The 25,699-nt window shown below is 71.3% G+C and carries 24 protein-coding genes and 1 riboswitch; of the genes, 6 read left to right on the top strand and 18 right to left on the bottom strand.

Features of this window, described 5'->3' with window-relative positions; translation table 11 throughout:
• Positions 1–74: 74 nt before the first annotated feature.
• The gene (locus RV983_RS26365) at positions 75–1,205 is read right to left on the bottom strand and encodes a glycosyltransferase family 4 protein (RefSeq protein ID WP_475988202.1); all 1,131 of its coding nucleotides are present in this window, start codon (positions 1,203–1,205) and stop codon (positions 75–77) included.
• Positions 1,206–1,339: 134 nt separating this feature from the next.
• On the opposite strand from RV983_RS26365, the gene RV983_RS26360 reads away from it, so the two are divergent.
• Entirely contained in the window at positions 1,340–2,602 is a 1,263-nt protein-coding gene (locus RV983_RS26360; RefSeq protein ID WP_475988201.1) for a glycosyltransferase 87 family protein, read from the top strand.
• Between the two features lie 15 nt (positions 2,603–2,617).
• Here RV983_RS26360 and RV983_RS26355 read toward each other — a convergent pair whose 3' ends face one another.
• The 6 genes from RV983_RS26355 to RV983_RS26330 form a co-directional block, all read right to left on the bottom strand.
• Positions 2,618–3,703 (bottom strand): M48 family metalloprotease, encoded by a 1,086-nt coding sequence (locus RV983_RS26355; protein WP_475988200.1) that lies wholly within the window; start codon positions 3,701–3,703, stop codon positions 2,618–2,620.
• A complete protein-coding gene (locus RV983_RS26350; protein WP_475988199.1) occupies positions 3,700–4,869 on the bottom strand; it encodes a hypothetical protein in 1,170 nt (389 codons plus the stop codon). Before RV983_RS26350 ends, RV983_RS26355 begins: the two co-directional genes overlap by 4 nt.
• Before the next feature lie 52 nt (positions 4,870–4,921).
• Positions 4,922–5,974: a C40 family peptidase gene (locus RV983_RS26345; protein WP_475988198.1), complete on the bottom strand. Its 1,053-nt coding sequence runs from the start codon at positions 5,972–5,974 to the stop codon at positions 4,922–4,924.
• A 147-nt stretch (positions 5,975–6,121) separates the two neighbouring features.
• Positions 6,122–7,147, bottom strand: a complete 1,026-nt coding sequence (locus RV983_RS26340) for a C40 family peptidase (protein ID WP_475988197.1) — start codon at positions 7,145–7,147, stop codon at positions 6,122–6,124.
• A gap of 316 nt (positions 7,148–7,463) precedes the next feature.
• The gene (locus RV983_RS26335) at positions 7,464–8,867 is read right to left on the bottom strand and encodes an NYN domain-containing protein (protein ID WP_475988196.1); all 1,404 of its coding nucleotides are present in this window, start codon (positions 8,865–8,867) and stop codon (positions 7,464–7,466) included.
• 89 nt (positions 8,868–8,956) lie between these two features.
• Positions 8,957–9,205, bottom strand: coding sequence for a hypothetical protein (locus tag RV983_RS26330; RefSeq protein ID WP_475988195.1), 249 nt, complete (start codon positions 9,203–9,205; stop codon positions 8,957–8,959).
• Positions 9,206–9,320: 115 nt separating this feature from the next.
• Between RV983_RS26330 and RV983_RS26325 the strand changes: the two genes are divergently transcribed.
• Positions 9,321–10,100 (top strand): rhomboid family intramembrane serine protease, encoded by a 780-nt coding sequence (locus tag RV983_RS26325; RefSeq protein ID WP_475988194.1) that lies wholly within the window; start codon positions 9,321–9,323, stop codon positions 10,098–10,100.
• Positions 10,097–10,378 (top strand): Lrp/AsnC family transcriptional regulator, encoded by a 282-nt coding sequence (locus RV983_RS26320; RefSeq protein WP_475988193.1) that lies wholly within the window; start codon positions 10,097–10,099, stop codon positions 10,376–10,378. Before RV983_RS26325 ends, RV983_RS26320 begins: the two co-directional genes overlap by 4 nt.
• Before the next feature lie 28 nt (positions 10,379–10,406).
• Here the strand turns inward: RV983_RS26320 and RV983_RS26315 are convergent, their stop codons facing one another.
• From RV983_RS26315 to ctaE, 6 genes are all read right to left on the bottom strand, one after another.
• Positions 10,407–11,738, bottom strand: a complete 1,332-nt coding sequence (locus RV983_RS26315) for an aminotransferase class V-fold PLP-dependent enzyme (protein WP_475988192.1) — start codon at positions 11,736–11,738, stop codon at positions 10,407–10,409.
• Between the two features lie 155 nt (positions 11,739–11,893).
• A riboswitch (SAM riboswitch) is annotated at positions 11,894–12,010 on the bottom strand.
• Positions 12,011–12,171: 161 nt separating this feature from the next.
• A complete protein-coding gene (gene trpD / locus RV983_RS26310; RefSeq protein ID WP_475988191.1) occupies positions 12,172–13,236 on the bottom strand; it encodes an anthranilate phosphoribosyltransferase in 1,065 nt (354 codons plus the stop codon).
• Between the two features lie 137 nt (positions 13,237–13,373).
• Positions 13,374–15,011: a cytochrome bc1 complex cytochrome b subunit gene (qcrB, locus tag RV983_RS26305; protein ID WP_475988190.1), complete on the bottom strand. Its 1,638-nt coding sequence runs from the start codon at positions 15,009–15,011 to the stop codon at positions 13,374–13,376.
• Complete coding sequence (qcrA, locus tag RV983_RS26300; protein ID WP_475988189.1) at positions 15,008–16,060, bottom strand: cytochrome bc1 complex Rieske iron-sulfur subunit; 1,053 nt, start codon at positions 16,058–16,060, stop codon at positions 15,008–15,010. The genes qcrB and qcrA overlap by 4 nt, the downstream gene beginning before the upstream one ends.
• On the bottom strand, positions 16,057–16,866 hold the full coding sequence (qcrC, locus tag RV983_RS26295; RefSeq protein WP_475988188.1) for a cytochrome bc1 complex diheme cytochrome c subunit: 810 nt from the start codon (positions 16,864–16,866) through the stop codon (positions 16,057–16,059). The genes qcrA and qcrC overlap by 4 nt, the downstream gene beginning before the upstream one ends.
• A gap of 80 nt (positions 16,867–16,946) precedes the next feature.
• Positions 16,947–17,567, bottom strand: a complete 621-nt coding sequence (gene ctaE / locus RV983_RS26290; RefSeq protein ID WP_475988187.1) for an aa3-type cytochrome oxidase subunit III — start codon at positions 17,565–17,567, stop codon at positions 16,947–16,949.
• Positions 17,568–17,736: 169 nt separating this feature from the next.
• Here ctaE and RV983_RS26285 point away from each other — a divergent pair, with 169 nt between their 5' ends.
• Positions 17,737–18,138 carry a response regulator transcription factor gene (locus RV983_RS26285; RefSeq protein ID WP_475988186.1) on the top strand — a complete coding sequence of 134 codons (402 nt, stop codon included), beginning with the start codon at positions 17,737–17,739 and terminating at the stop codon, positions 18,136–18,138.
• Between the two features lie 15 nt (positions 18,139–18,153).
• Here the strand turns inward: RV983_RS26285 and RV983_RS26280 are convergent, their stop codons facing one another.
• The 4 genes from RV983_RS26280 to ctaC all read right to left on the bottom strand — a co-directional run bounded on the left by RV983_RS26280 (position 18,154) and on the right by ctaC (position 22,627).
• Positions 18,154–19,392, bottom strand: coding sequence for a L,D-transpeptidase (locus tag RV983_RS26280; RefSeq protein WP_475988185.1), 1,239 nt, complete (start codon positions 19,390–19,392; stop codon positions 18,154–18,156).
• A 132-nt stretch (positions 19,393–19,524) separates the two neighbouring features.
• On the bottom strand, positions 19,525–19,923 hold the full coding sequence (locus RV983_RS26275; RefSeq protein WP_475988184.1) for a cytochrome c oxidase subunit 4: 399 nt from the start codon (positions 19,921–19,923) through the stop codon (positions 19,525–19,527).
• Positions 19,920–21,665 carry an aa3-type cytochrome oxidase subunit I gene (gene ctaD, locus RV983_RS26270; protein WP_475988183.1) on the bottom strand — a complete coding sequence of 582 codons (1,746 nt, stop codon included), beginning with the start codon at positions 21,663–21,665 and terminating at the stop codon, positions 19,920–19,922. Before ctaD ends, RV983_RS26275 begins: the two co-directional genes overlap by 4 nt.
• Complete coding sequence (ctaC, locus tag RV983_RS26265) at positions 21,662–22,627, bottom strand: aa3-type cytochrome oxidase subunit II (protein ID WP_475988182.1); 966 nt, start codon at positions 22,625–22,627, stop codon at positions 21,662–21,664. Before ctaC ends, ctaD begins: the two co-directional genes overlap by 4 nt.
• Before the next feature lie 268 nt (positions 22,628–22,895).
• On the opposite strand from ctaC, the gene RV983_RS26260 reads away from it, so the two are divergent.
• Complete coding sequence (locus tag RV983_RS26260) at positions 22,896–24,275, top strand: aminotransferase class V-fold PLP-dependent enzyme (RefSeq protein WP_475988181.1); 1,380 nt, start codon at positions 22,896–22,898, stop codon at positions 24,273–24,275.
• Between the two features lie 66 nt (positions 24,276–24,341).
• On the opposite strand, the gene RV983_RS26255 is transcribed toward RV983_RS26260, so the two are convergent.
• Positions 24,342–25,316, bottom strand: coding sequence for a carbohydrate kinase family protein (locus RV983_RS26255; protein WP_475988180.1), 975 nt, complete (start codon positions 25,314–25,316; stop codon positions 24,342–24,344).
• A 135-nt stretch (positions 25,317–25,451) separates the two neighbouring features.
• On the opposite strand from RV983_RS26255, the gene RV983_RS26250 reads away from it, so the two are divergent.
• Complete coding sequence (locus RV983_RS26250) at positions 25,452–25,655, top strand: hypothetical protein (protein ID WP_475988179.1); 204 nt, start codon at positions 25,452–25,454, stop codon at positions 25,653–25,655.
• Positions 25,656–25,699: the final 44 nt, after the last annotated feature.

The raw sequence follows: 25,699 nt of genomic DNA, 5'->3' as shown, positions 1-25,699 counted from the left end.
CGATGGCCGCCGTACGCCTCGCGCGGACGGCGGCCACCGGCTTTCCGGGGCCCCGGCGCCCGCTCCCGGGCGGGCTAGAGCAGGGCCTTGAGCCGGTCGGCGAGCAGGTCCCAGCGCCAGGCGTCCTCGACCCACTTGCGTCCGCGCTCACCCATCAGCTGCCGCAGTTCGGCGTCGCCGAGCAGGGCCAGGATGCGGTCGGCCGCGTCCTCCGGCACTCCGCCGCGCACCACCCAGCCGGTCTCGCCGTCGAGCACGGCGTCGGGCGCGCCGCCGGAGTCGCCGGCCACGACGGGCAGCCCGGTCGCGGACGCCTCCAGGTAGACGATGCCGAGCCCCTCGACGTCCAGCCCGCCGCGCCGGGTGCGGCAGGGCATGGCGAAGACGTCGCCCGCGCCGAAGTGGGCGGGCAGTTCCGCCCAGGGCACCGCCCCGGTGAAGACGACCGAGCCGGTCACCCCGGTCTGCGCCGCGAGCCGCTTCAGCTCGTTCTCGTACGGCCCGCCGCCGACGACCAGCAGCGCCGCGTCCGGCTGGACGGCCAGGATGCGCGGCAGCGCGAGGATCAGGGTGTCCTGACCCTTGCGCGGCACCAGGCGGGACACACACACCACCACCGGCCGGTCGGCCAGCCCGAGCCGGGCCCTGACCTTGCCGCCGCCCGAGGCGGGGTGGAAGGCCTTCTCGTCGACACCCGGCGGCAGCTGCACCATGCGCGCCGCGGCGCGCGGGGTGAGCGCGGGAGCGATCCGTGACCGGGTGTATTCACCCAGATAGGTGATCGTGTCGGTGCCTTCCCCGATCCGGCGCAGCAGTTGACGGCTGCCGGGCAACTGCGCCCACCCCGCCTCGTGGCCGTGCGTCGTCGCCACGATCCGCCAGGCCCCGGCCTTCCGCAGCGCGGGCGCCATCAGGCCCAGCGGCGCCGCCGCACCGAACCACACCGACGTACAGCCGTGCTCGCGCAGCAGATCGACGGCCCGCCCGGTCACGCGCGGGGTCGGCAGCAGCATCGACGTACGGTCGCGGACGACGGGGAAGGGCTGCTCGGCGTCAAAGCGGGCGACCTCGGAGCCGTCGCGCCACGTGGAGGCGTACACCACCACCTGCCCGGGGTCCAGGCGGAGCGCCATGCTGTGCACGAAGGCCTGGATGCCGCCGGGACGGGGCGGGAAGTCGTTCGTGACGATCAAGGTCTTGTCCATACGGCGCCGAGCGTAGCGGTTGCGGGCCCCGGCAACCGACCGAGGCCGCGGACGCGTCCTTGAGAACCGGGGCCCGTCCACAGGCGCGACCGGCATCGTGCATCATCACACCAAGGCGATACGACGAGGTGGACATGGCAGGCAGTAATGGCGGGAGGTCCCCGGCGGGGCCGGTCCTCGCCTGGGTGATCACCCGGATCGTGCTGCTGCTGTGCGTGTTCAAGGTGTTCAGTGTGTCGCCGATCGACGTCACCAGCGACGTCTCGGGGATCTACCACGGCTGGTACGACGTGCTGCGCTCCGGCACCTTCCCGCTCGACGACGTCACCTGGCAGTACCCGCCCGCCGCCGCGCTGGCGGTGCTCTCCCCCGGGCTGCTGCCGTTCCTCGACTACACCACCGCATTCTTCTGGCTCGCCTGCGCGGCCGACGCCGTCACCTTCGCCCTGCTGCTGCGCGGCTCACGCGGCGAGGGGCGCCGGCAGGCGGGCGCCTATGTGTGGGTGGCCGGCGTGCCGCTGCTGGGGCCGACCGCCTACGCCCGGTACGACGTGATGGTCACCGCCGTGGCCGTGGCGGCGCTGCTGGCGACCGTGCGGCGACCCAAGGTCGCCGGCGCCCTGCTCGCGTTCGCCGCGATGCTCAAGGTCTGGCCCGTGCTGCTGCTGACCGGGGTACGCGACCGGCGGGTGTGGGCGGCCGCGGTGGCCGGCGCGGGGGTCCTCGCGCTGGGCTTCTGGCTGTGGATGCCGGGGGCCTTCGCCTTCCTGCGGTTCCAGGGCGAGCGCGGCACCGAGGTCGAGTCGCTGGGCTCCCTGGTCTTCCACATCGCCCGGCACCACGGCTGGCAGGGCCAAGTACTGCTCAACTACGGCTCCGTGGAGTTCCTCGGCCCGTACGTCGACCTGGTCAGCGACATCGCGCTCACCCTCACCGTCGCGGCCTTCGCGTGGCTGCTGCTGTGGCGGGTGCGGGCCCGCGCGCTCGGCGGGGCGACGCCCTTCGACGCGGCCTTCACCGCCGTGCTGCTGTTCACCACGACCAGCCGGGTCATCAGCCCCCAGTACATGATCTGGCTGATCGGCATGGCCGCCGTCTGCCTCACGCTGCGCGCGAGCGTCATGGCCCTGCCCGCGGGGCTCGTGGTCGTCGCCACCGCCGCCACCCTCTACGAGTTCCCGATCCACTTCGGCGACGTCGTCACCAGCACCCCGCTCGGCATCACGCTGCTCGTGCTCCGCAACGGCCTGCTGGTCGCCGCCTGCCTCGTCGCCTGCCGCCGCCTGTGGACCGCCACGGCCCGCGACCCCGGCCCCTTCCCCGCCGCTCCCGCGGACCGTCCCGCCTCAGAGACCGAACCCGAACCTGACGAGGGCCGCAAACTCCTCACCTGGTGACCGCCCGGGGGCGGGTCAGACGGGGCCGGCCGCGAACCTACGGGCGGCGGCGATGCGCTGGACGGGAGTGGGGTGGGTGCCGAAGAGCAGGTGGAGGGCGCGCGGCGGGTCGGGGTCGGAGACGTTGGCGACGGTGAGACGCCGTTGCATGGCGATGAACTCGGCCGGGTCGCCGGTGAGTTCGAGGGCGTGCCGGTCCGCGCGGCGCTCGGCGCGGCGGCTGACGGCGCACCCGAGGGGCCCGGCCAGGGCGGAGCCGACGGCCGCCGCCGCGGCGAGCAGGAAGAGACCGCGGGGGTCGTCGGCGGCGTAGGGGGAGGCCGCGGAGAGGAAGGCGGCCAGGACGCAGACGCCCGCGGCCGCGCCCAGCGCGCCCAAGAGAGTGCCGCGCAGGACGTCGCCGTGCTTGACGTGGCCGAGTTCGTGGGCGACGACGAGTTCCACCTCGCGGGCCGGGGCGGTCGTCACCAGGGTGTCGTAGGCGACGATGCGCCGGGTCCGGCCGAAGCCGGAGACATACGCGTTGAGGGCGGTCGTGCGCCGCGAGGCGTCCGCGACCAGGACGTCGCGCACCGGGATGCCGTCGCGCGCGGCCAGCGCCAGCAGCGCGTCCCGCAACGGCCCCGCGTCCATGGGTTGGAAGCGGTTGAAGAGCGGTTCCAGGACGACGGGGGCAAGCCAGGACAGCGCAGCGGCCGCGCAGGCCGCGCCAAGCGCGGCCCAGGCCCAGCCGAGCCCGTAGAAGCCGTACAGGGCGGCGAGGACGAGCGGCACGGAGACCAGCAGGCCGCGCAGGACGTCGGCCGTCCAGCCGCCCCAGCCCTGGGTGACCAGGCCGTAGCGGTGGCGCACCACCCGCACCCGGGCGGAGAAGGGCAGCGTGACCGCCTGCCGGAGCAGGACCAGGAGCAGCCCGCCGGCCAGGACGCGCAGCCCCCACGCGCCGCCGAACACCCCGGTCAGTGCGGCCCCCGCTGGGGTGAGGCCGAGGACGAGCAGGAGGGCGAGACCGGCGAGGCGGCCCCCCAGCAGGGGCGGCAGCTGGGCCCGGCGCAGCGCCCTGCCGCGTTCGGTCTCGGCGGGGCTGAAGTCCTCGGTCATCCCAACTCCCGCTCGACGTAGGCGCGCCAGCGCTCGGTGAGATCGTCCGTGCCGATCCCCAGCACACGGCGCGTGTCCGCACCGGCACGGTACAGGGCGACGAGCCGGGCGTCGCCCCATTCCTCCGCGATGAACCGGCAGGCCAGCCACGCGCCCTCATAGGCCTGCGCGAGCCCGGCGGCCCGTGTCCCGAAGTCCGCGTCGGAGGGGAGGGCCCGGGGCGTCCGGCCCGCGGCGACGTCACGGGCGAGTTCGGGGGCGATGGCCGGGGCGGAGCGGCCGGTGCCGCGGTAGGCGACCCAGTCGGCGAAGCCCTCGGAGAGCCAGAGCGGGGTACCGGGGGCCGTGGCGGAGCGGGTCGCGACATGGGTGGCCTCGTGGGTGAGCACGACGCGGCGGCCGAAGGCGGACAACTCCCCGAAGGCCTCGGGGTTGACGATGACGCGGCCGCCGGGGGCGTGCGAGGCGGGGCCGCCGGCCTCGCCCGTGGTGACGGCGGCGATGCCCTGGTAGGCGTCGGGCGGGGCGCCGAGCAGTGCGCCCATGCTCCGCAGCGACGCGGGGACCTCGACGACGATCCTGCCGCTCCAGCCGCGTGTCCCCCAGGCCCGCAGCACGGCGGGGACCGCCCGGTCGGCGTCGGCGGCGTACGACCGCAGCGAGGCGGTGCCGACGGTGCCGAGGACGAGGCTGTGCGTGCCGCGCACCACCCGCACCGGGCCCTGCTCCCACAACTGGTCGCCGTCCGCGCCCTCGGCGGCGACACGCCACCGCCCGTCGCCCCCCTTTCCCAGCCGCACCGACTCCTGCGAGGCGACGGACGCGCTGTCGTACCCCTTGACGCGGTAGTCCAGTTCGACGCGGGCGGCCGGCCGGTCGCCGCCGTCCACCGAGATCACCCGGTACGACCAGGAGGCCAGCGGCACGTCCTTCAGATTGCGGAAGACCTGCCGTTCGGCGGCCCGGCGGGAGGGCACGGCCCCGGCGAGGTAGGCCCGCTCGTCCCGGTCCAGCAGTGCCGTCGCCCGCCGGTCCAGCAGCCGCTGCACGGCCGTCCGGTCCGGGCGGTCGCCGGACGCGCCGATGGGCCCGCAGCCGGCCAGCACCGCCGCGCAGCACAGCGCGGCGGCGGCGGGACGGACGAGAGGACGACGTATACGGGCCACGCCGCCGATCGTACGGTCCCGCGGTCGCGCGGCTCGCGCCCCGCGGATCGGCTCACGCGGGCCGGGTCACCGCCGCGACCGGCATCATGCCGATCGGGTCGTAGCGCACGCGCGCCCCGGGGTAGGGGGCGTGCACGACCTGGCCGCTCCCGACGTACATGCCGACATGGCCGGCGTCGCCCCGGTAGACGACCAGATCGCCGGGGCGTGCCTGGCTGAGCGGCACCTGCCGCCCGGCGTGCATCTGTGCCTGGGAGGTGCGCGGCAGTCCGACACCGGCCTGCCGGTACGCCCAGACCATGAGCCCGGAGCAGTCGAAGGCGCCGGGGCCGGTGCTGCCCCAGGCGTAGGGGGCGCCGACGACGGAGCGCACGGCCGACACGGCGGCGGCGGCGCGTGCGGAGGACGCCGCGAGGTCCGGGATGTCGATCAGCCGTCCTGACCGGGAGGCACGCTGCTCGAGGCGCGAGGCGAGCCGTGCCCGCTCCTCGTCGGTGAGGGAGTTGACCAGGCGCGCGGCGGCCATCAGTTTGCGCTGCACCGTCTGCTTGCGGGCGTTGAGCATGGTCCGGGCCCGCTCCAGCTCCACCAGCCGGCCGGCCGCCTGGGTCCGCTCCTGGTCCAGCACCCGCTGGGCGTCGCGCAGTTCGCCGAGCCGGGCGTCGCCGCGGCTGCTGATCCGGTCGACGGTGGCGGCCCGGTCGAGGTAGGTGCGGGGATCCGGGGAGAGCAGCAGGGCGAGCGTGGGGTCCACTCCCCCGCTGCGGTACTGGGCGCCGGCGAGCATGCCGAGGTCGTCGCGGAGCCCGTTGACCCGCTCCTGGCCGCGCGCGGCGCGGTCCTGGAGGACCTCCACCTGGCCGCGCAGCTGCTCCGAGCGCTCCTTGGCCGCGTTGAACTGCTCGGTCGCCCGCTCGGCCTGCTCGTAGAGGTGGTCGATGCGGGTGGCCACGTCGGTCGCGGTCTCCGCGGGCCGGGCCTGCGCGCTCGCCGCGGAGGCGGCACCCGCCACCGCGGCGGCGGTGGCGGCAGCGGCGGTCAGGACCGTGACCCGTGCGGTACGGGGGCCCTGGCCCGGCTGCGGAATGCGTCGATGTGAAGGCACGTCGACCGACAGTAGTCAGCCGTGCACGCGGAGTTCAAAGACCCCGGGACGCACGAAGGCCGGGCGGTGCGCCACTTGTGCAGGTCACCGCCCGGCCGTCACCGTACGAGATCACCCGATAGGTTCAACCGGGCCGCTCGGATGCGATCAGATGCGGACGCCGAACTGGAACGGCATGTTGTTGATCGACTCGTAGCGGACGACCGTGCCGGTGCGCGGCGCGTGCAGGACCATGCCGTTGCCCGCGTAGAGCGCGACGTGGTGCTGGTCGCCGTAGAAGATGACCAGGTCGCCGGGCATCAGCTGGCTCATCGACAAGCGGGTGCCGGCGTTGGCCTGGGCCTGGGAGGTCCGGGGTATGGAGACACCGGCCTGGGCGTAGGCCCAGGAGGTGAGGCCGGAGCAGTCGAAGGAGCTCGGGCCGGTGGCGCCGTAGACGTACGGCGCACCCCGCTTGCTCGTGGCGGCCGCGAGGGCGGCGGCGGCGCGGCCGGAGGCCGCGGTGTCGTTGCCCAGGTCGACGCGCTCGTTGCTGCGGCTGGAGCGCGCGTCCTCGGCGGCGAGCGCGGCGCGCTCAGCGGCGTTCAGCGAGTTGAGCAGCCGCTGCGTCTCCGCCAGCTTGCCCTGGACTTCCTTCTTCTTCTTGCGCAGCTCGGTGCGGGTCTGGTCGAGCTCGGAGAGCTTGCCCGCCGCCTCGGCCTTCTGCTGGTTGAGCGTGCGCTTCTTCTCCGCGATCTGACGGAGCGACTCGGCCTGCTTGGTGCTCACCTGGTCGAGGGTGGACGCCTTGTCGAGGTAGCTGTCCGGGTCCGCGGAGAGGAAGAGCTGCAGCGTCGGGTCGATGCCGCCGCTGCGGTACTGGGCGCTGGCGAGGGTGCCGAGGTCGTCCTGCAGGTCGTTCAGGTCGCCCTGCTGGCGGGCGACCTCGTCCTGGATGACCTCGACCTGCTTCTGCAGCTTGTCCTGCTTCTCCGTCGCGCCGTTGAGCTTCTCGGTCGCCTGCTCGGTCTGCTCGTACAGAGCGTCGACCTTGGCCTTGACGCTCTTGACGGACTGCTTGGCAGGAGCGGCCTGGGCGGCCTGGGCGGAGAGCGCCACGGCTGCGGCGGCGGTCGCGGTGAGCACAGTGACACGTGCGCGACTGGTCTGCTTGGGACGACGGTGGGACGCCACTCGGGCGAGCTCCTTCTTCCTCCAGCCGCCTGCCGCGTGCATCGGGAACCACGGTTCCCCGGCCCCGAGCGTCGGCGTCCCCCGTCGTACGCACGCCACTTCGGATCGGCGGGACCTCCGCCGCCACCCCGATTGGGTGATCGACTGCGCAGAGGTTCGAGGCCTGACCCTAGTGACCATCTCGTGATCGGATCAAATCTCTGAAGGAAAAAAGTCTTTCACTCGCGTTTTCTTTACACACATCACACGCGTAGTGATGGCGAGTTGACACAGAGCTCCGAAAAACGACCCCACCCGCCCCACGGTGTGCTCCAGGTCACACCCGGGCAAGTCGCTTGAGCAACAAGATGGATGCGACCGGGCGGGCGCCGGCGCGGGCCACCCCGTCCGCGACCTCACGGTCGGACGAAACCACCACAATCGGACGACCGGGAGGTTCCGCCCGAACCAGACGCCGGATCAACTCATCGGCCGTCTCACCGGCCTTGCTGAACAGCACCCGCACCCCGCGCGGCGGGGCGAGCAGCACCGGCACGTCCAGGTCCGCGCCGTCGAAGACACAGGTGACCTCGGCGCCGCTCTGCGCGGCCAGCACCGCCAGGCCGCCCAGCAGCCGCAGCCGCTGCTTCTCCAACGGCAGGGCGGGATAACCGGTCTTCGTGACGTTGTAGCCGTCGATGACCAGATGGGCCTGCGGCAGCGCGAGCAACTGGTCCAGCAGCGCGGGGTCGTCCTCCGACAGTGCGCGGCGCGCGATGTCCTTCGGGCTGATCGCCCCCGGCGCCACCGCGTCCACGGTGTCGGCCGGGCGTACGCCCAGGGTGTCGCGCGGCGGCAGCGCCAACTCCCGGCGCAGTCCGGACGCGGCGTCCAGCACGGTGTCGAGCAGCAGTCGCAGCCGCATGTCCTCCACAGTGCGGCCCTCGCGCGCCGCCCGGCGGCCGGCCTCGACCGCCGACTCCGCCTCGGCCAGCCGGGCCCGCAGCCGGCGCGCCTCGCCGTCCGCGGCCGCCTTGTCCGCCGCGGCGGACGACCGCGCCTCGTCCAGTTCGGCCTCGACCTTGCGCAGCGCCGCCTCGGCGCGCTTCACATCGCTGCCGGCGCTGCGCAGTTTGCGCTGGAGCGCCTCCGCCTCCTTGCGGGCCGCGTCGAGGTCGGAACGGGACCGGACGGCCTCGGTGCGGGCATGCGCCCGCACCTCGTCGAGTTCCGCCTTCAGCTGCCGCAGTTCGCGCAGCACCTCCTCGCCGGCCCGTTCGGCGCTGGCGCGCTGCGCCTCCTCACCGGCGGCGGCGACCAGCTTCGCCCAGCCCGCGGGCCGCAGCAGATAGGCGGCCGCGGCCACGTCCAGCGGATCCACGGCCGGCGGCGGGGTGCCGGCGTCCAGCGCCTTGCACAGATCGGGCTCCGCCTCGCGCAGCCGTCCGGCGACCCGCTGCCGGAAGGCGGGATCGCCCTCCAGGGCGGTGGCCATGGCGGTGGCCGCGAACTTGGCGCGGCGAGTCGGGGTGAACCGGGCATACGGGCGCAGCACCGCGGGCAGCTCGCCCAGGGTCAGCCCGCCGAAGGCGTCGGCCGCCAGCGAGACCACGCGATGGCGCACGCCCTCGGGCAACGGGCGGTCGAGGGCCTCGGGCGCGGCCGAGCCGTCCGGGGCAGCCGGAGCCGCGGGCCCGGCCGCCTCGTCGCCGTGGCCCGGATTACCGTCGGTCCGGTCCACCAGTCACTCCTGTCCAGTTCTTCGGCGCCTCCCCGGCCTCCCCCGACTCCTCAGGTCGCGCCGCGCCCCTCCATTGTCCCCGGCGGCGGTCAGGCCTGCGCAGCCGCCGCGTCGGGACGGTCCACCAGCTCGACCCGGTCCACGGCGTTGCACCAGCGGCAGCGCACCGACTCGACGGTCTCGCTCAGCACCTCGCGCTCCTCCACCCTGGGCTCCCCGGCCAGGTCCAGGTGCACGTACTCGACGACCCTGCTGGAGCGCGTGACGTCGAACCGGGTCAGGTTTCCGCAGAGGGTGCAGCGCCACCGGGTCGTGGAGGTCGGCAGGGGAACCGTCATCGGGTCTGCTCCTAGGTCGCGCGTTTGCGTTCCGGTCACCCTACGGCCTCGGCGGGATCCGGCGCTGCGGCGAGGCGTCCTGTGACGGTTGCGCCCGGTCCGTCATGATCGATCCATGGTCATCCCGGTGTACGACGAGAACCCTGTCCGCCGCAGACCGGTGGTGACGTACGCCCTGATCGGGCTCTGCGTGGCGGTCTTCCTCATCGGCCCGGCCTCGGGGCTCAACCCCGTGTACGGCACCGGCCATGAACTCGCGTGCGCCCAGGCCTCGTACTTCGCCCGGTGGGGTGTCATCCCCGCGGAGCTCTGGCACGGGCACGTGGCCGCCGCGTCGGTCGTGATGCCGACCGGATGCCCCCCGCCGGCTGACATCGGGCGGTCGCCCTTCGTGTCGGTGCTCACGGCGCTGTTCGTGCACGGGAGTTGGGTTCACCTGCTGGGCAACATGCTGTTCTTCTATGTCTTCGGCGACAACGTCGAGAACCGCATGGGCCGGCTGCGCTACCTCGTCTTCTACGTGGTGTGCGGCTACCTGGCCACCTACGGCTACGCCCTGGCGCACACCACGTCCACCCAGGCACTGGTCGGCGCGTCCGGCGCCATCTCCGGTGTCCTCGGCGCGTATCTGTACCTCTATCCCCGGGCGCGCGTGACGAGCCTCTTCCCCTTCCTCTTCTTTCTGCCGCTGCGCTTCCCGGCGTGGATGGTGCTCGTCTTCTGGTTCGTGCTCCAGTCCCTCGCCGGACAGGCCCAGCAGTCCGGTCCGGGCGTGGCGTACCTGGCGCACATCACCGGCTTCCTCTTCGGCTTCCTGTGCGCATGGGGCTGCTACCGGGCAAGGCCTAAGCTTGAGCCCGCACCCAGGGCGACCCAAGGAGACCTACAGCCGTGATCACCGCGATCGTGCTCATCAAGACCAGCGTCGACCGGATCCCCGAGATCGCGCAGTCCATCGCGGCGCTCGACAGCGTCAGCGAGGTCTACTCCGTCACCGGCACCTACGACCTGGTCGCCATGGTCCGGGTCGCCCAGCACGACCAGCTCGCGGACGTCATCCCCGGCCGCATCAGCAAGATCCCCGGCGTCGAGGCCACCGACACGCACGTGGCCTTCCGCACGTACTCCCAGCACGACCTCGAGGCCGCGTTCGCCCTCGGCCTCGACTCCTAGGCCCCGCCGGCGCTCCTCCGGCGCGTCGCTACGCGGGGACGCAGCGGCCGTTCTCCGTGCGGTAGCGCCACTGGGCGCCGTCGGTGACGAGGGTGGCGACGGCGGCGAGGAAGCGGTCGACGTGCTCGTCGGGGGTGCCCGCGCCGAAGGAGACGCGGACCGCGTTGAGGGTGGATTCGCCCCCGCAGTCGCCCGGTTCGGTGTGGTCGCCCAGCAGCGTGCGGACGAGGGGATGGGCGCAGAACAGCCCGTCGCGGACGCCGATGCCGTACTCGGCGGACAGGGCGGCGGCGAAGTGGGAGCTGTTCCAGCCGTCGACCACGAAGGACAGGACGCCCACTCGGGGGGCGTCCTCGCCGAAGAGGGACAGCACCCGCACCTGCGGGATTCCCGCCAGCCCCTCGCGCACGCGGGCGACCAGCGCCTGCTCGCGCTCGACGAGGCCGTCGAAGCCCGCCTCGCGCAGGGCCCGACAGGCGGAGGCGATGGCGTACACGCCGATGACGTTGGGCGAGCCGGCCTCGTGGCGGGCCTCCGTGGTGTGCCAGTCCACCTCGACGCCGCCGTCGGCGCGGCGGGCCACGCGCCGTGAGGCGCCGCCGCCCGCGAGGTAGGGCTCGGCCTCGCGGAGCCAGTCGGCGCGGCCGGCCAGGACGCCGGAGCCGAACGGCGCGTAGAGCTTGTGCCCGGAGAAGGCGACCCAGTCCACGTCGAGCGCGGCCACGTCGACGGGGTGGTGCGGCGCGAGCTGGGCCGCGTCGACCACGATGCGCGCGCCGTGCGCGTGGGCCGCCGCCGCCAGCTCGCGCACCGGCCAGAGCTCACCGGTCACATTGGACGCACCCGTCACACAGACCAGCGCCGGACCGTACGGCTCGCGCGCGGCCAGCGCGCGCTCCAGCACGGCCACGGCCTCCGCGGGGGTCCGCGGCGCGCTCAGATAGGTGACATCGCCGTCCCGCCAGGGTAGCAGCGAGGCGTGGTGCTCGGTCTCGAAGACGAAGACCCGGGTCCCGTCCGGCACGACGGACGCCAGCAGATTGAGCGAGTCCGTGGTCGACCGGGTGAAGACCACCTGGTCGTCCACCCGGCAGCCCAGGAAGGCGGCCACCTCCGCGCGGCTCTGCTCGAACAGGTCGGTCGACAGCTGCGACAGGTACCCCGCGCCCCGGTGGACGCTGCCGTAGTAGGGCGCGTAGGCGGCCACGTCGTCCCAGACCCGCTGCAGCGCGGGCGCGCTCGCGGCGTAGTCGAGGGCGGCGTAGCCGACCTCGCCGCCCGTGACGAGCGGGACGAGGACATCGCGGCCGAGGACGGGGAGCGGGGTGGTGCGGACGGTCTCGGCAGGGCGCACGGACATGGCGAATTCTCCTGTGGGCAGGGGGAAGCGACAGGGCGTCAGGGTTCGACGGGAAAGCCCTCGGAATGCCGGACGGCACGCAGGGCGCGCCCGGGGAGGGGGGAATAGGGCCTTCGGGCCCTAGCGCATTCGCTTGCTCACGGAAGAACTCCTCATGACCGCGCTTGCCGCAGACCTCGCTGCCTGCGGCCTGGTCATCACCCGGGGCACCCCGCCACGGAAGGAGGGTTGCCGGACAGCGGGCCGGGGCCGTGTCGCTGTCACTCGTGACCTGCGCAGCATCCTGCCACAGCCGGCCGGCGCCGCAAGCCGCGGTCCGCATCCCGGACATCGCGGACCGCTGCCCCCGGCGCACCTCGCACGGTGGCCGCGACGGGGACGCGAAAGGGCCGGGGCGAGCGGCCCCGGCCCTTCCGCGCGAACGTCCCCGCGGTTACGCGTTCGTGGCCGCCGCCCACCGCTCCAGCGTCTTCGCCGCCGTACCCGAGTCGATGGACTCTGCCGCCCGTGCCATTCCCGCGGCGATCCGCTCCTCCAAGGCGCCCGCCCCGGACTCCAGCGCCACCAGCGCGGCGGCGGAGTTCAGCAGGACGGCGTCGCGCACCGGCCCGGTCTCACCGGCCAGCAGCCGGCGCGCCACATCGGCGTTGTAGGCCGCGTCGGCGCCCCGCAGCGCCTCGATCGGGGCCAGCTCGATACCGACGTCGCGCGGGTCGAAGGGAACCTGTTCCACGGCCCCGTCACGCACGATCCACACCTGGGAGGTGGACGTGACCGTCAGCTCGTCCAGTCCGTCGTCGCCGCGGAACACCAGCGCGGAGGAGCCGCGCCGCGCCAGCACTCCCGCGATCAGACCGGCCATCCGGGTGTCGAAGCAGCCGACCGCCGACGCCCCGACGCGGGCCGGATTGGTCAGCGGGCCGAGGATGTTGAAGGAGGTCGGGACCCCCAGGTCGCGCCGCGCCGAGGCGACGTAGCGCATCGCGGGATGGAACCTGGCCGCGAAGCAGAAGGTGATGCCGGTCTCCTCGGCCACCCGGGCGACACGGTCGGGCGACAGGTCCAGGTTGATGCCCAGCTTCTCCAGCACGTCGGAGGCGCCGCTGGCGCTGCTGGCCGCCCGGTTGCCGTGCTTGACGACCTTGGTCCCGGTCCCGGCGATGACGATGGCGGACATCGTCGAGATGTTGACGGTCCTGGCCCGGTCGCCGCCGGTGCCCACGATGTCGACGGCCGGCCCGGGGATGTCGAGCGGCTGCGCGTGCGCGTACATCGCCTCGACGAGACCGGTGACCTCGTCGACGGTCTCGCCCTTGGCCCGCAGGGCCACCATGAATCCGGCGATCTGGGCGTCGGACGCCCCGCCGCTCATGATGCGGTCCATCGCCCAGGCCGTCTCCGCGGTGCTCAGGTCCTGTCCCGCCAGCAGGGCTCCCAGGATCTCCGGCCAGGAGCGACCCGCCGCGGTGTCGCCTCCAGCGGGGTTCACAACGCTCACGGTCCACACTCCGGGTGGTCTGACGTGCAATGGATGGGTTCGGCCCCAGCCTATCGGCGGCGGGGAACGGGAAAGGGCCCCGTCCATCGGATGAACTCCGACGAACAGGGCCCCGCCCGGTGGCACAGCGTTCGGGATCAGTGGTGGCCGTGGCCGCTCGTGATCTCCTCGTACTCCTCGGCCGACGGCTTGGGGATCTGCGTCCCCTCGCCGTAGTAGCCGCGCGACAGCATCGCGCGCACTCGCGTGGTGAGGCCGACCTTCTTCTCCACGCCGTTCTCGTCCGTCTCCGGGCCGCCGGCCAGCGGCACCGGCTGCTCGTGCGAGGTGAGCGTGAACAGCTTGGACTGGTCCAGCGGCTCGTGGATCTCGATGAACTCGCCGTGCGGCAGCCGCTTGATGATGCCGGTCTCACGACCGTGCAGCACGTTGTCGCGGTCGCGCCTCTGGAGGCCCAGGCAGATCCGCTTCGTGACGAAGAAGACCAGCACCGGCAGCACGAAGAAGGAGATCCGGACCACCCAGGTGATCGCGTTGATCGACAGATGGAAGCGGGTGGCGAAGAGGTCGTTGCCACCACCGACCAGCAGGATCAGGTACAGGCTGATCCAGGCCGCGCCGATGCCGGTGCGGACCGGGCGGTTGCGCGGGCGGTCGAGCAGGTGGTGCTCGCGCTTGTCACCGGTGACCCACGACTCCAGGAACGGGTAGACGCCGATGAAGCCCAGGACCATCGGGAAGATCACCAGCGGGATGAACACACCCAGGACGAGGGTGTGTCCCCACAGGCTGATCTCCCAGCCCGGCATGATGCGGATCAGGCCCTCGGAGAAGCCCATGTACCAGTCGGGCTGGGCGTCGGTCGACACCTGGTCCGGACGGTACGGGCCGTACGCCCAGACCGGGTTGACGGACACCAGCGCGGACATGGCCGCGATGACACCGAAGACCAGGAAGAAGAAGCCGCCCGCCTTCGCGGTGTAGACCGGCAGCAGCGGCATGCCGACCACGTTCTTCTCGGACTTGCCGGGACCCGGGAACTGCGTGTGCTTGTGGTAGAAGACCAGGATCAGGTGGGCCACCAGCAGGCCCGCCATGATGCCCGGGATCAGCAGCACGTGGATCGTGTAGAACCGCGGCACGATGTCGTGCCCGGGGAACTCCCCGCCGAAGAGGAAGAACGACAAGTACGTGCCGACGATCGGCACGGACAGGACCGCGCCCTCCATGAAGCGGATACCGGTGCCCGACAGCAGGTCGTCCGGCAGCGAGTAGCCCATGAAGCCGTCGAACATGCCGAGGAACAGCAGCAGGAAGCCGAACAGCCAGTTGACCTCGCGCGGCTTGCGGAAGGCGCCGGTGAAGAAGACGCGCATCATGTGCACGAGCATCGCGGCCACGAAGACGATGGCCGCCCAGTGGTGGATCTGCCGGACCAGCAGACCGCCGCGCACGTCGAAGCTGATGTGCAGCGTCGACGCGTACGCCTCGGACATCCTGATGCCCTGCAGCGGGGTGTACGAGCCGTCGTAGACGACCTCGTTCATCGCCGGGTGGAAGAACAGCGTCAGGTAGACACCGGTCAGGATGACGATGATGAAGCTGTAGAGGGAGATCTCGCCCAGCATGAAGGACCAGTGGTCCGGGAAGATCTTCCGCATGTTGGCCTTGGCCAGGCTGTAGATACCCAGCCGGCCGTCGGCCCAGTCGGCGACCCGCTCGCCGGCGGGCGCCTTGCCGCGCGGCTTGGCGCTCGCGCTCTCGTTGGTAGTCATCCTCGCTCCCAGAAGGCAGGGCCCACGGGCTCTTCGAAGTCGCCGAGCGCCTCGAGGTAGCCCTCGTCGTTCACGCTGATCCGCAGCTGCGGCAGGGCGTGGCCTGCCGGACCGAAGATCACCCGGGCACCGTCGGACAGGTCGAACGTCGACTGGTGGCAGGGGCAGAGCACGTGGTGCGTCTGCTGCTCGTACAGGCTGATCGGGCAGCCGACGTGGGTGCAGATCTTGGAGTAGGCGAGGATGCCCTGGTGCGCCCAGTCACGCGCTCGCTTGTCCTTGATGTCCTCCGGCTCGATCCGGACGATCATCAGCGCCGACTTGGCGATCTGCTCCTGGAAGTCCTCCTGGTCCTCCTCCAGCCCCTGGGGCACGGCGAAGGTCAGGGAACCGACGGCGACGTCCTCGGGACGCAGCGGCTGGTTGGTGTTCTGGTTCACCAGCAGCTTGCCCTTGGCCCACAGGGTGTGGCGGAGCTTCTCCTCCGGCAGCGGGCCGAGGTCGCGCAGCAGCATGACGCCGGACAGCGGGACCAGGGTGAGCGCACCGAACAGCGTGTTGCGGATCAGCTTGCGGCGGCCGAGCTGGCTCTCTCGCGCGCCGTCGCCGAAGTCCCGCATCACCTGGGCCCGGGTCTCGGTGTCGGCCTCGATCGGGTGCCGGTCGGCCGGGCGCTCGGTGTCGTCCATCAGGGTGCGGGCCCAGTGGACCGCGCCGGCGCCGATGGCGAAGAGGGAGACACCCAGCGTCATGCCCAGCGCGAAGTTGAGCGCACTGACGTGACCCAGCGGCCAGACGTAGACGATCTTGTCGATCGGGAGGACGACGAAGCTCGCGATGAAGCCGAGCGTGGCGATCATCGAGACCGTGAACAGCAGCGCCACGGTGCGCTCGGAAGACTTCGCAGCCTTCTCGTCGATGTCCTGGCGGCGCGGGAGGTGCGCGGGCAGGCCCGGGTCCGCGAACGGGTGCTCATCCGCGCGGCTGACTTCGCCGGCGCCGTGAGCCGAACGCTCAGGCAGGTTCTCTTCTGACATGTCCTGACTCATGACTTCTTGGCCTTGGTGGTGTGGGCGCCGATCCAGCACGCACAGACGATCAGAGCGCCGAGACCGAAGATCCAGCCGAACAGGCCCTCGGTGACCGGGCCGAGGCTGCCCAGCGACATACCGCCGGGGCTCGGCGCCTTGTCGCCGTTGACGGCGTTCAGGTAGGCGATGATGTCGCGCTTGTTCTGCTCGGGCATCGTGCTGTTGGGGAACGACGGCATGTTCTGCGGGCCGGTGAGCATGGCCTCGTACATGTGCTTGTTGCTCACGCCCGAGAGCGACGGGGCGTACTTGCCGTTCGTCAGGGCGCCACCCTTGCCCTGGTAGTTGTGGCACTGCGCGCAGTTGGTGCGGAACAGCTCCCCGCCTCGCGCGGTGTCCGCGCCGCTCGGGTTGGTCTGCTCCTTGGTGGGCGTGGACGGGCCGGGGCCCAGCGACGCGATGTAGGCGCCGAGCTGGTCGATCTGCTTCTGCGAGTAGATGACCTTCTTGCTCGGAATCTGAGCGCCGGGCTGCTGGGCCGGCATGCGGCCGGTGCCGACCTGGAAGTCCACGGCCGCGGAGCCGACGCCGACCAGGCTCGGGCCGTCACTGCTTCCCTGGCCCGACGTACCGTGGCAGCTGGAGCAACCGACGGCATACAGCTTCTTGCCCTCTTCGATGGCGAGGGACTGGGAGCTGTCGTCGGCCTGCGCCTTGGGCGCGGGCGCGACCGCCGCGTACAGCCCCCCGATGGCCGTGAGCGCGAGAAGTAGGACGACAAGCGCCGCCATCGGGTGGCGCCGTCGTGCGGAGAGCTTTTTCACGGATTACCCCGGTGTCAGGATCTCTTGCGTCGATGGGTCTGGGATACGGACCGATGGCCGCGGCTGCCGCGGCTGTCCGCTTACTTGATCAGGTAGATCGTGGCGAAGAGGCCGATCCAGACGACATCGACGAAGTGCCAGTAGTAGGAGACGACGATCGCGGCGGTGGCCTGTTCGTGGGTGAACCGCCTGGCCGCGTAGGTCCGTCCCAGGACCAGCAGGAAGGCGATGAGACCGCCCGTCACGTGCAGACCGTGGAAGCCGGTGGTCAGGTAGAACACCGAACCGTACGGGTCCGAGGAGAGCGAAAGGCCGTCCTCCTTGACCAGGTTCGTGTACTCGAAGATCTGACCGCCGACGAAGATCGCGCCCATGATGAAGGTCACGGTGAACCAGGCGCGGAGCTTCTTCACATCGCCGCGCTCGGCCGCGAAGACACCCATCTGGCAGGTGAAGGAGGAGAGCACGAGGATCGTCGTGTTCGTCGCCGAGAACGGGATGTCGAGAAAGGCGGCGTGGGCCTTCCAGTACTCGGCACCCGTCACCGAACGGAGAGTGAAGTACATCGAGAAGAGGGCCGCGAAGAACATCAGCTCGGAACTCAGCCAGATGATGGTTCCGACGCTGGTGAGGTTCGGCCGGTTGACCGACGGGTGCGCGTGCCCGGTTTCTACTGCTGTTGCTGTCGCCACGACCGACATTATGTCGGTCCCTTATCTCGCGCTCACTCCGGGGGGTGCCATTCGGTGTGTCAAGGCCGTTGGGACAGCGGTGGAGATCGCCCGAAGGAGCTAACACTCCTCGAAGGACCCTGCTCAGGAGTAAGGTTCGGCCACAGGCAGGCGACTCCACGAAGGCGAGGAGGCACGGATGCAGACGACCGCGGCGGTGCTGGTCTACAGCGACGACAGGAACACCCGGGAGCAGGTCCGTCTGGCCGTCGGACGCCGCCCCGCAGCCGACTTGCCGCCGGTGGAGTACCTGGAGTGCGCGACCCTTCCCGCCGTGCTGAGCGCGCTGGAGAACGGCGGCATCGACGTGTGCGTGCTGGACGGCGAGGCCGTGCCGGCGGGCGGCATGGGTGTGTGCCGCCAGGTCAAGGACGAGATCTTCCGCTGCCCGCCGGTGCTGGTCCTGATCGGACGCCCCCAGGACGCCTGGCTGGCCAGCTGGAGCCGGGCCGACGCGGCGGTGAGCCACCCCGTCGACCCGGTCGAGCTGAGCGCGGCCCTGGCGGGGCTGCTCAGGCAGCGTCTGTCCATCGACACCTAGGCAGCGGCGCGGAGGTCACAGAACCGGCCGCAGGCGGGCCTGCGGGTCGTCCGTGTCGTCCGCCGCGGCCGGGTCGGTGCCGGCCCGCGCCCCGGCGGCGCTGCCCTTGCGCCAGTCGGCCCAACTGAGGTTCCAGTCGCCGAATCCGTTCCCGAACGGCGCCATCTCCTCACCCAGGCTGTGCGAGACCACCACGATGTCTCCACGCCGTACGTTCTCGAAGAACCAGTGGGCGTTGTCCGTGCTCATACCGGTGCATCCGTGGCTGACGTTGGCGACGCCCTGCGAGCCCACCGACCAGGGCGCGGCGTGCACGTACTCGCCACTCCAGGTCACCCGGGTGGCCCACTGCACGGGCAGGTCGTAGGCGTCCGAACTGCCCGACGCGATGCCCACGGTCTCACTGCGCATGCGTACGTTGGCCTCCTGGCCCAGCACGACCTTGATGCCGTTGCGGGTGGAGAAGCCGGGCTTGCCCGTGGTGACCGGGATGGTGCGCACGACACGGCCGTTGCGCTTGAACGTCATGGTGTGCGTCTCGGCGTCCGTGAGCGCCTCCACGCGGTCCCCGGTACGCAGGGTCAGGGGTTTGGCCGGGCCGCCGTACATGCCGCCCTTGATGTGCAGGCCGTCGAGGGTGCTGCGCACCTCGATCCGGGCGTGCGCGGGCCAGTAGGCGCGCGGGCGGTAGTGCAGGGTGCGGTCGTCCACCCAGTACCAGGCGCCCTGGCCGGCCGAGGGAGCGGAGTCGACGTGCAGACTGCGCTCGACGGCGATGCGTGCGTTGATGTCCTTGACCGGAGCGCTGAGTTCGGCGGTGACGGGCTGTCCGACGCCGTAGGTGCCGCTCTCCGGGCCGAAGGTGACCCGCAGCAGCTTGTCGGGGGCGCGGGTGTCGAGCGCCAGCGTCTTGCGGCCCTGGCGGCCGTCCTTGTCCTCGGTGCTCACCCGGACGGTGTAGTGGGCCCCCGCCCCCAGTGCGGAGGTGCTCTGCCAGTGCCTGCCGTCCTTGGAGAGCCGCCCGCGGATGAACCGGCCGGAGGCGTCGGTGGCCGTCACATCCGTGATGCGTTTGCTGTCACCCTTGACGGTGATTTCCAGCGGCTTCCCGGGGTCGGCCTTCTTCGTGCCCGTGCCCGCGGCCCACACCACGTCACCCGAGGCGTCGTAGGGAGCCTTGGCCAACGGATCGCCGCCACCCGAACAGGCAGCCAGTGGAGCTGCCACCACCGCTGTCACGAGTGCGATCGCCATTCGGCGGGGAGAAAAGAGACCCATGATCACACGGTATGCATAAGAGACCGTCCGCGCGCGTCGGGCGCGTGCGAACGGGCGAGGCCCGGACCCCATTCGGGTGTCCGGGCCTCGCCCGTGTGCGCCAAGAGCTCACTGGGTGCGGTTCTCGCCCCGGTAGTACTCGAAGACCCAGCCCCACAGCCCGAAGAGGATGAAGGGCGCGCCGAAGTAGATCAGCCACCAGCCGAAGATGATGCCGAGAAAGGCGGTGGCACCACCGAAGGCCAGCAGCAGCGGCTGCCAACTGTGCGGGCTGAAGAAGCCCATTTCGCCGGCGTCGTCCGCGACGTCCGCGTCCTCACGGTCCTGCGCCCCGGTGTCCGCCCGGCGGGCGGTGAAGGCCAGGTAGAACCCGATCATCACGGCCAGGCCGAAGGAGAGGAAGAGCGCCGTGGTGCCGACCGGCTCCTTGGACCACAGGCCGTAGACGATGGCCATGGCCAGGAAGAAGAAGGAGAGCCACAGGAACAGCCTGCCCTGGAACTTCACTTGCCCGTCTCCTTCTCATCGCCGCCGGAGACGGCCTTGGGGGCCGGGCCGACGTTCTCCAGCTGGTCCTGAGCCGCGATCTCCGGGTGGTGGAGGTCGAAGGCCGGGGATTCGGACCGGATGCGCGGCAGCGTGAGGAAGTTGTGCCGCGGCGGCGGGCAGGAGGTCGCCCACTCCAGGGAGCGGCCGTAGCCCCACGGGTCGTCGACCTCGACCGGCTTGCCGTACTTGGCGGTCTTCCACACGTTGTAGAAGAACGGCAGCATCGACAGGCCCAGCAGGAACGAGCTGATGGTCGAGATGGTGTTCAGCGTGGTGAAGCCGTCCGCGCTCAGGTAGTCCGCGTAGCGGCGCGGCATGCCCTCGGCGCCCAGCCAGTGCTGGACGAGGAACGTGCCGTGGAAGCCGATGAACAGCGTCCAGAAGGTGATCTTGCCCAGCCGCTCGTCCAGCATCTTGCCGGTGAACTTCGGCCACCAGAAGTGGAAGCCGGAGAACATCGCGAAGACGACGGTTCCGAAGACGACGTAGTGGAAGTGCGCCACCACGAAGTACGAGTCGGAGACGTGGAAGTCCAGCGGTGGCGAGGCCAGGATGACACCGGTCAGACCACCGAAGGCGAAAGTGATCAGGAAGCCGATCGCCCAGAGCATCGGTGTCTCGAAACTCAGTGAGCCCTTCCACATCGTGCCGATCCAGTTGAAGAACTTCACACCGGTCGGTACCGCGATCAGGAAGGTCATGAACGAGAAGAACGGCAGCAGCACACCGCCGGTGACGTACATGTGGTGCGCCCACACGGTCGCCGAGAGGCCGGCGATGGAGATGGTCGCCGCGATGAGGCTGACGTAACCGAACATCGGTTTCCGGGAGAAGACCGGAATGACCTCACTGATGATGCCGAAGAACGGCAGCGCGATGATGTACACCTCTGGGTGCCCGAAGAACCAGAACAGGTGTTGCCATAGCAAGGCGCCGCCGTTGGCGGCGTCGAAGACATGGGCACCGAACTTGCGGTCCGCCTCCAGGGCGAGCAGCGCGGCGGCCAGCACCGGGAAGGCGAAGAGCACCAGCACACCGGTGAGCAGCACGTTCCAGACGAAGATCGGCATCCGGAACATCGTCATGCCGGGGGCGCGCATGCAGATGATCGTGGTGATGAAGTTGACCGAGCCGAGGATCGTGCCGAAGCCGGAGAAGGCCAGACCCATGATCCACAGGTCACCGCCGATGCCCGGCGAGCGGACCGCGTCGGTGAGCGGGGAGTAGGCGAACCAGCCGAAGTCGGCGGCGCCGTTCGGGGTCAGGAAGCCGGCGACCGCGATGAGCGAGCCGAACAGGTAGAGCCAGTAGGCGAACATGTTCAGCCGCGGGAAGGCGACGTCGGGGGCGCCGATCTGCAGCGGCATGATCCAGTTCGCGAAGCCGGCGAACAGCGGCGTCGCGAACATCAGCAGCATCACGGTGCCGTGCATCGTGAAGAGCTGGTTGAACTGCTCGTTCGACACCACCTGGGTGCCGGGGCGGGCAAGCTCGGCGCGCATGATGAGCGCCATGATGCCGCCGATGATGAAGAAGAAGAACGAGGTCGCGAGGTAGAGCGAGCCGATCGTCTTGTGGTCGGTCGTGGTCAGCCACTTCACGACCGCCGCGCCGGGCTGCTTCGTGCGGAGCGGCAGCTCGTCCTCGTACGTGTCTTCGTGCGCCGCGGCCGCGCCGTGGGGTTCGTTGAGAATGCTCACTGGGTCTTGGTCTCCGCGTTCTTGGCGTTGCCGGTGGTGGCAATGCCTGCCGGGACGTAACCGGTCTGGCCCTTCTTCGCCAGGTCCTTCAGGTGCTGCTGGTACTGCGCCGGAGAGACGACCTTGACGTTGAAGAGCATCCGGGAGTGGTCCACGCCGCACAGCTCGGCGCACTTGCCCATGAAGGTGCCCTCCTTGTTGGGAGTCACCTGGAAGACGTTGGTGTGGCCGGGGATGACGTCCATCTTCATCAGGAAGGGGACCACCCAGAAGTCATGGATGACGTCACGCGAGGTGAGCACAAAACGAACCGTCTCACCCTTGGGCAGCCACAGGGTCGGGCCCGGGTTGCCGGTGTCCGGGTCCCGGGTGGCCGCGGAGCCGAAGTCGTAGACGCCGTCCGCGCCGGCGGGCGCGTCCAGCTTCTTCGCCGAGATCGTGGAGAGCTCCGCAGGCACCGTGCCCGCCGCGGGCGTCGACGGGTTGCCGTCCACGTCCTCGACGTAGTTGAACGCCCAGCTCCACTGGAAGCCGACGACGTTGATGACGTGGTCGGGCCGCTTGGAGGTCTCCAGGAGCTTGGACTCGTCCCGGGCGGTGAAGTAGAAGAGCACCGAGATGATGACCAGCGGGACCGTGGTGAAGAGCGCCTCGATCGGCATGTTGTACCGGATCTGCGGCGGCACCTCCACCTTGGTGCGGCTACGCCGGTGGAAGATGATGCTCCAGAGGATCAGTCCCCAGACGAGCACACCGACCGCGAACGCGGCGGCCCAGGAACCCTGCCAGAGCGAGAGGATCCGCGGTGCCTCGACGGTGGCGGGGCTGGGCATGCCGAGGCGGGGGAAGTCCTCGTATGTGCAACCGGTGGCGGTCGCAAGGACCAGGCCCGCGGCCAGCGCCTGCGGCAGAATCCGCCGCATCGGGCGCCGCGACGAGCGGTCGGAGCCGTAGGGACTCACGTAGCGCCTTCCCGAGAGTCTCGCCCGCGCGTCGGGATTCCCGGCCTGTGCTGGTCGGTCGCCCTGGCGCGGGCAGTGGTGTGGATGTTTATGCGGACCAAACCCTACTGGACTCGTTTTTGGGCCGCGCGGGGAGGGGTGCCAACGCGCCGGGGCGGCCCCCGAAGGGGTGTCGGACGTCGTTCCGCGGGCGCGGAAGCCCCCGTTCCGGGGTGTTCTGACGCAGGCCCAGACGCCGGCCGGACCGCCGGGGCGTACCGTGCCGGACGTGCCCTATTTCGATGCCGCATCCGCCGCTCCGTTGCATCCCGTCGCCCGTCAGGCCCTGCTCGCCGCGCTCGACGAGGGCTGGGCCGACCCCGCTCGGCTGTACCGGGAGGGACGCCGGGCCCGGCTGCTGCTGGACGCGGCGCGCGAGGCCGCCGCGGAGGCCGTGGGATGCCGGCCGGACGAACTGGTTTTCACTCCTTCGGGGACACGCGCGGTCCACGCGGCGGTCTCCGGGACGCTGGCCGGACGGCGGCGGGTCGGGCGGCACGTGGTCGTCTCGGCGGTCGAGCACTCCTCCGTCCTGCACGCGGTGGAGGGCGGCGCCGTCACCGAGGTGGGGGTGGACCGCACGGGCCTGGTCGACGCCGCGGCCTTCGGGCAGGCACTGCGGACGGACACCGCACTGGCGTGCCTGCAGTCCGCCAACCACGAGGTGGGCACGGTGCAGCCGGTGGCGGAGGCGGCGGAACTGTGCCGGGCGGCCGGGGTGCCGCTGCTGGTCGACGCCGCGCAATCGCTGGGCTGGGGGCCGGTCGAGGGCCCCTGGTCCCTGCTGGCGGCGAGCGCCCACAAGTGGGGCGGGCCGTCCGGGGTCGGGCTGCTCGCGGTGCGCAAGGGCACCCGCTTCGCCCCCCAGGGACCCGCGGACGAACGGGAGTCCGGCCGCGCCCCCGGCTTCGAGAACCTTCCGGCGATCGTCGCGGCGGCCGCCTCGCTGCGGGCGGTGCGCGCGGAGGCGGTCGCGGAGGCGGCCCGTCTGTCGGCGCTGGTCGACCGGATCCGCGCCCGGGTGCCGGAGCAGGTGGCGGACGTCGAGGTCGTCGGGCACCCGTCGCTGCGGCTGCCCAACATCGTGACGTTCTCCTGCCTTTACGTCGACGGCGAGGCCCTGCTGCACGAACTCGACCGGGGAGGCTGGTCCGTCTCCTCCGGGTCGTCGTGCACGTCGAGCACCCTGACGCCCAGCCATGTCCTCAAGGCCATGGGCGTGCTGTCGGAGGGGAACGTCCGCGTGTCGCTCCCGTCGGGCGCGGTGGCCGACGACGTCGAGGGCTTCCTGGAGGCGCTGCCCGGCGTGGTCGCGACCGTCCGCGAACGCCTCGGCGCTCCCGAGCCCTCGGCCCGGCCGACCGGAGCGTCGCAGGAGGGCCTGCCGGACCTGGTGGTGGACTCCCTCGGCAAGCGGTGCCCGATCCCGGTGATCGAGCTGGCCAAGGTCATCGAGGACGTGCCGGTCGGCGGGATCGTCTCCGTCCTGTCCGACGACGAGGCCGCCCGGCTCGACATCCCCGCGTGGTGCGAGATGCGCGGCCAGGAGTACGCCGGTGCGCACGAGGCGCCGCACGGCGTCGCCTACTGGGTGCGCCGCCTGTCCTGACCCGCCGCGCACGACGCCCCGCCGCCCAGGGGACGGCGGGGCGCGAAGGGCCGGCGCGGGAAGGCGTCAGCGCAGGTGCGTGCGGACCTCGTCGGCGGCCTCGTCGCCGTAGGCCTTGGTGAAGCGGTCCATGAAGTGCGCCCGGCGCAGCTGGTACTCCTGGGTGCCGAGGGTCTCGATGACCAGGGTGGCGAGCATGCAGCCCACCTGCGCGGCGCGCTCGTGCCCGACGCCCCAGGCAAGGCCGGACAGGAAGCCCGCGCGGAAGGCGTCGCCCACGCCCGTGGGGTCGACCTTGGCCTCCTCCTCGGCGCAGCCGACGACGATCGGCTCCTGGCCCACCCGCTCGATGCGCACGCCGCGGGACCCCAGGGTGGTGACCCGGGTGCCGACCCGGCCGAGGATCTCCGCCTCGGTCCAGCCGGTCTTGGACTCGATGAGGCCCTTCTCGTACTCGTTGGAGAAGAGGTAGGCCGCGCCGTCCAGCAGTATCCGGATCTCGTCGCCGTTCATGCGGGCGATCTGCTGCGAGAAGTCCGCGGCCCACGGGATGTCCCGGGACCGGCACTCCTCGGTGTGGCGGAGCATCGCCTCGGGGTCGTCGGCACCGATGAGGACCAGGTCGAGACCGCCGACGCGAGCGGCGACGGAGTGCAGCTCGATGAGGCGGGCCTCGCTCATGGCACCGGTGTAGAAGGAGCCGATCTGGTTGTGGTCGGCGTCGGTGGTGCAGACGAAGCGCGCGGTGTGCAGGACCTCGGAGATCCGCACGGACGCGGTGTCCACGCCGTGCCGGTCCAGCCACGCCCGGTAGTCGTCGAAGTCGGGGCCGGCGGCGCCGACGAGGACGGGCCGTACACCCAGTTGGCCCATTCCGAAGCAGATATTGGCGCCGACGCCTCCGCGGCGCACGTCGAGGGTGTCGACCAGGAAGGACAGGGAGACCGTGTGCAGCTGATCCGCGACGAGCTGGTCGGCGAATCGGCCGGGGAAGGTCATCAGATGGTCGGTGGCGATGGAGCCGGTGACTGCGATACGCACGGCTGGGCTGCTCCTGCGGAGGGCGGGCGGGTGACGGACCTGTCAACGTTACCGGCTGGGCCGGTGGACGCGACACGGAGAAACTACCCGATAGTAGGGCTTTCTCATGTGATTCAGGATGCCTAGGGTCGGCTTATGACCCCTTCCCTGCCCGCCGCTCCGCTCGGCGAACCCGAGACGCTCGCCGAGCTGCTCGGCGACTGCCGCAAGATGGCCCAGCACTGGGAGACCTCCGCGACGCCGGAGGCCCCACGGGTCGCCCCCTCCCGACTGCACGGCATCACGGTGCCCGAGGCGTCCGCGCACGTCGTCGAGGGCATGGCCGAATACGGGGACTGATCGGAACCGCGACGCGCTCCGGCCCGTCCAAGTGACGTCCCGCT

The organism is Streptomyces sp. RLA123 (assembly GCF_056270165.1).
The sequence above is the reverse complement of the archived record's forward strand: the minus strand, read 5'-3'. Positions and strand labels throughout refer to the sequence as shown.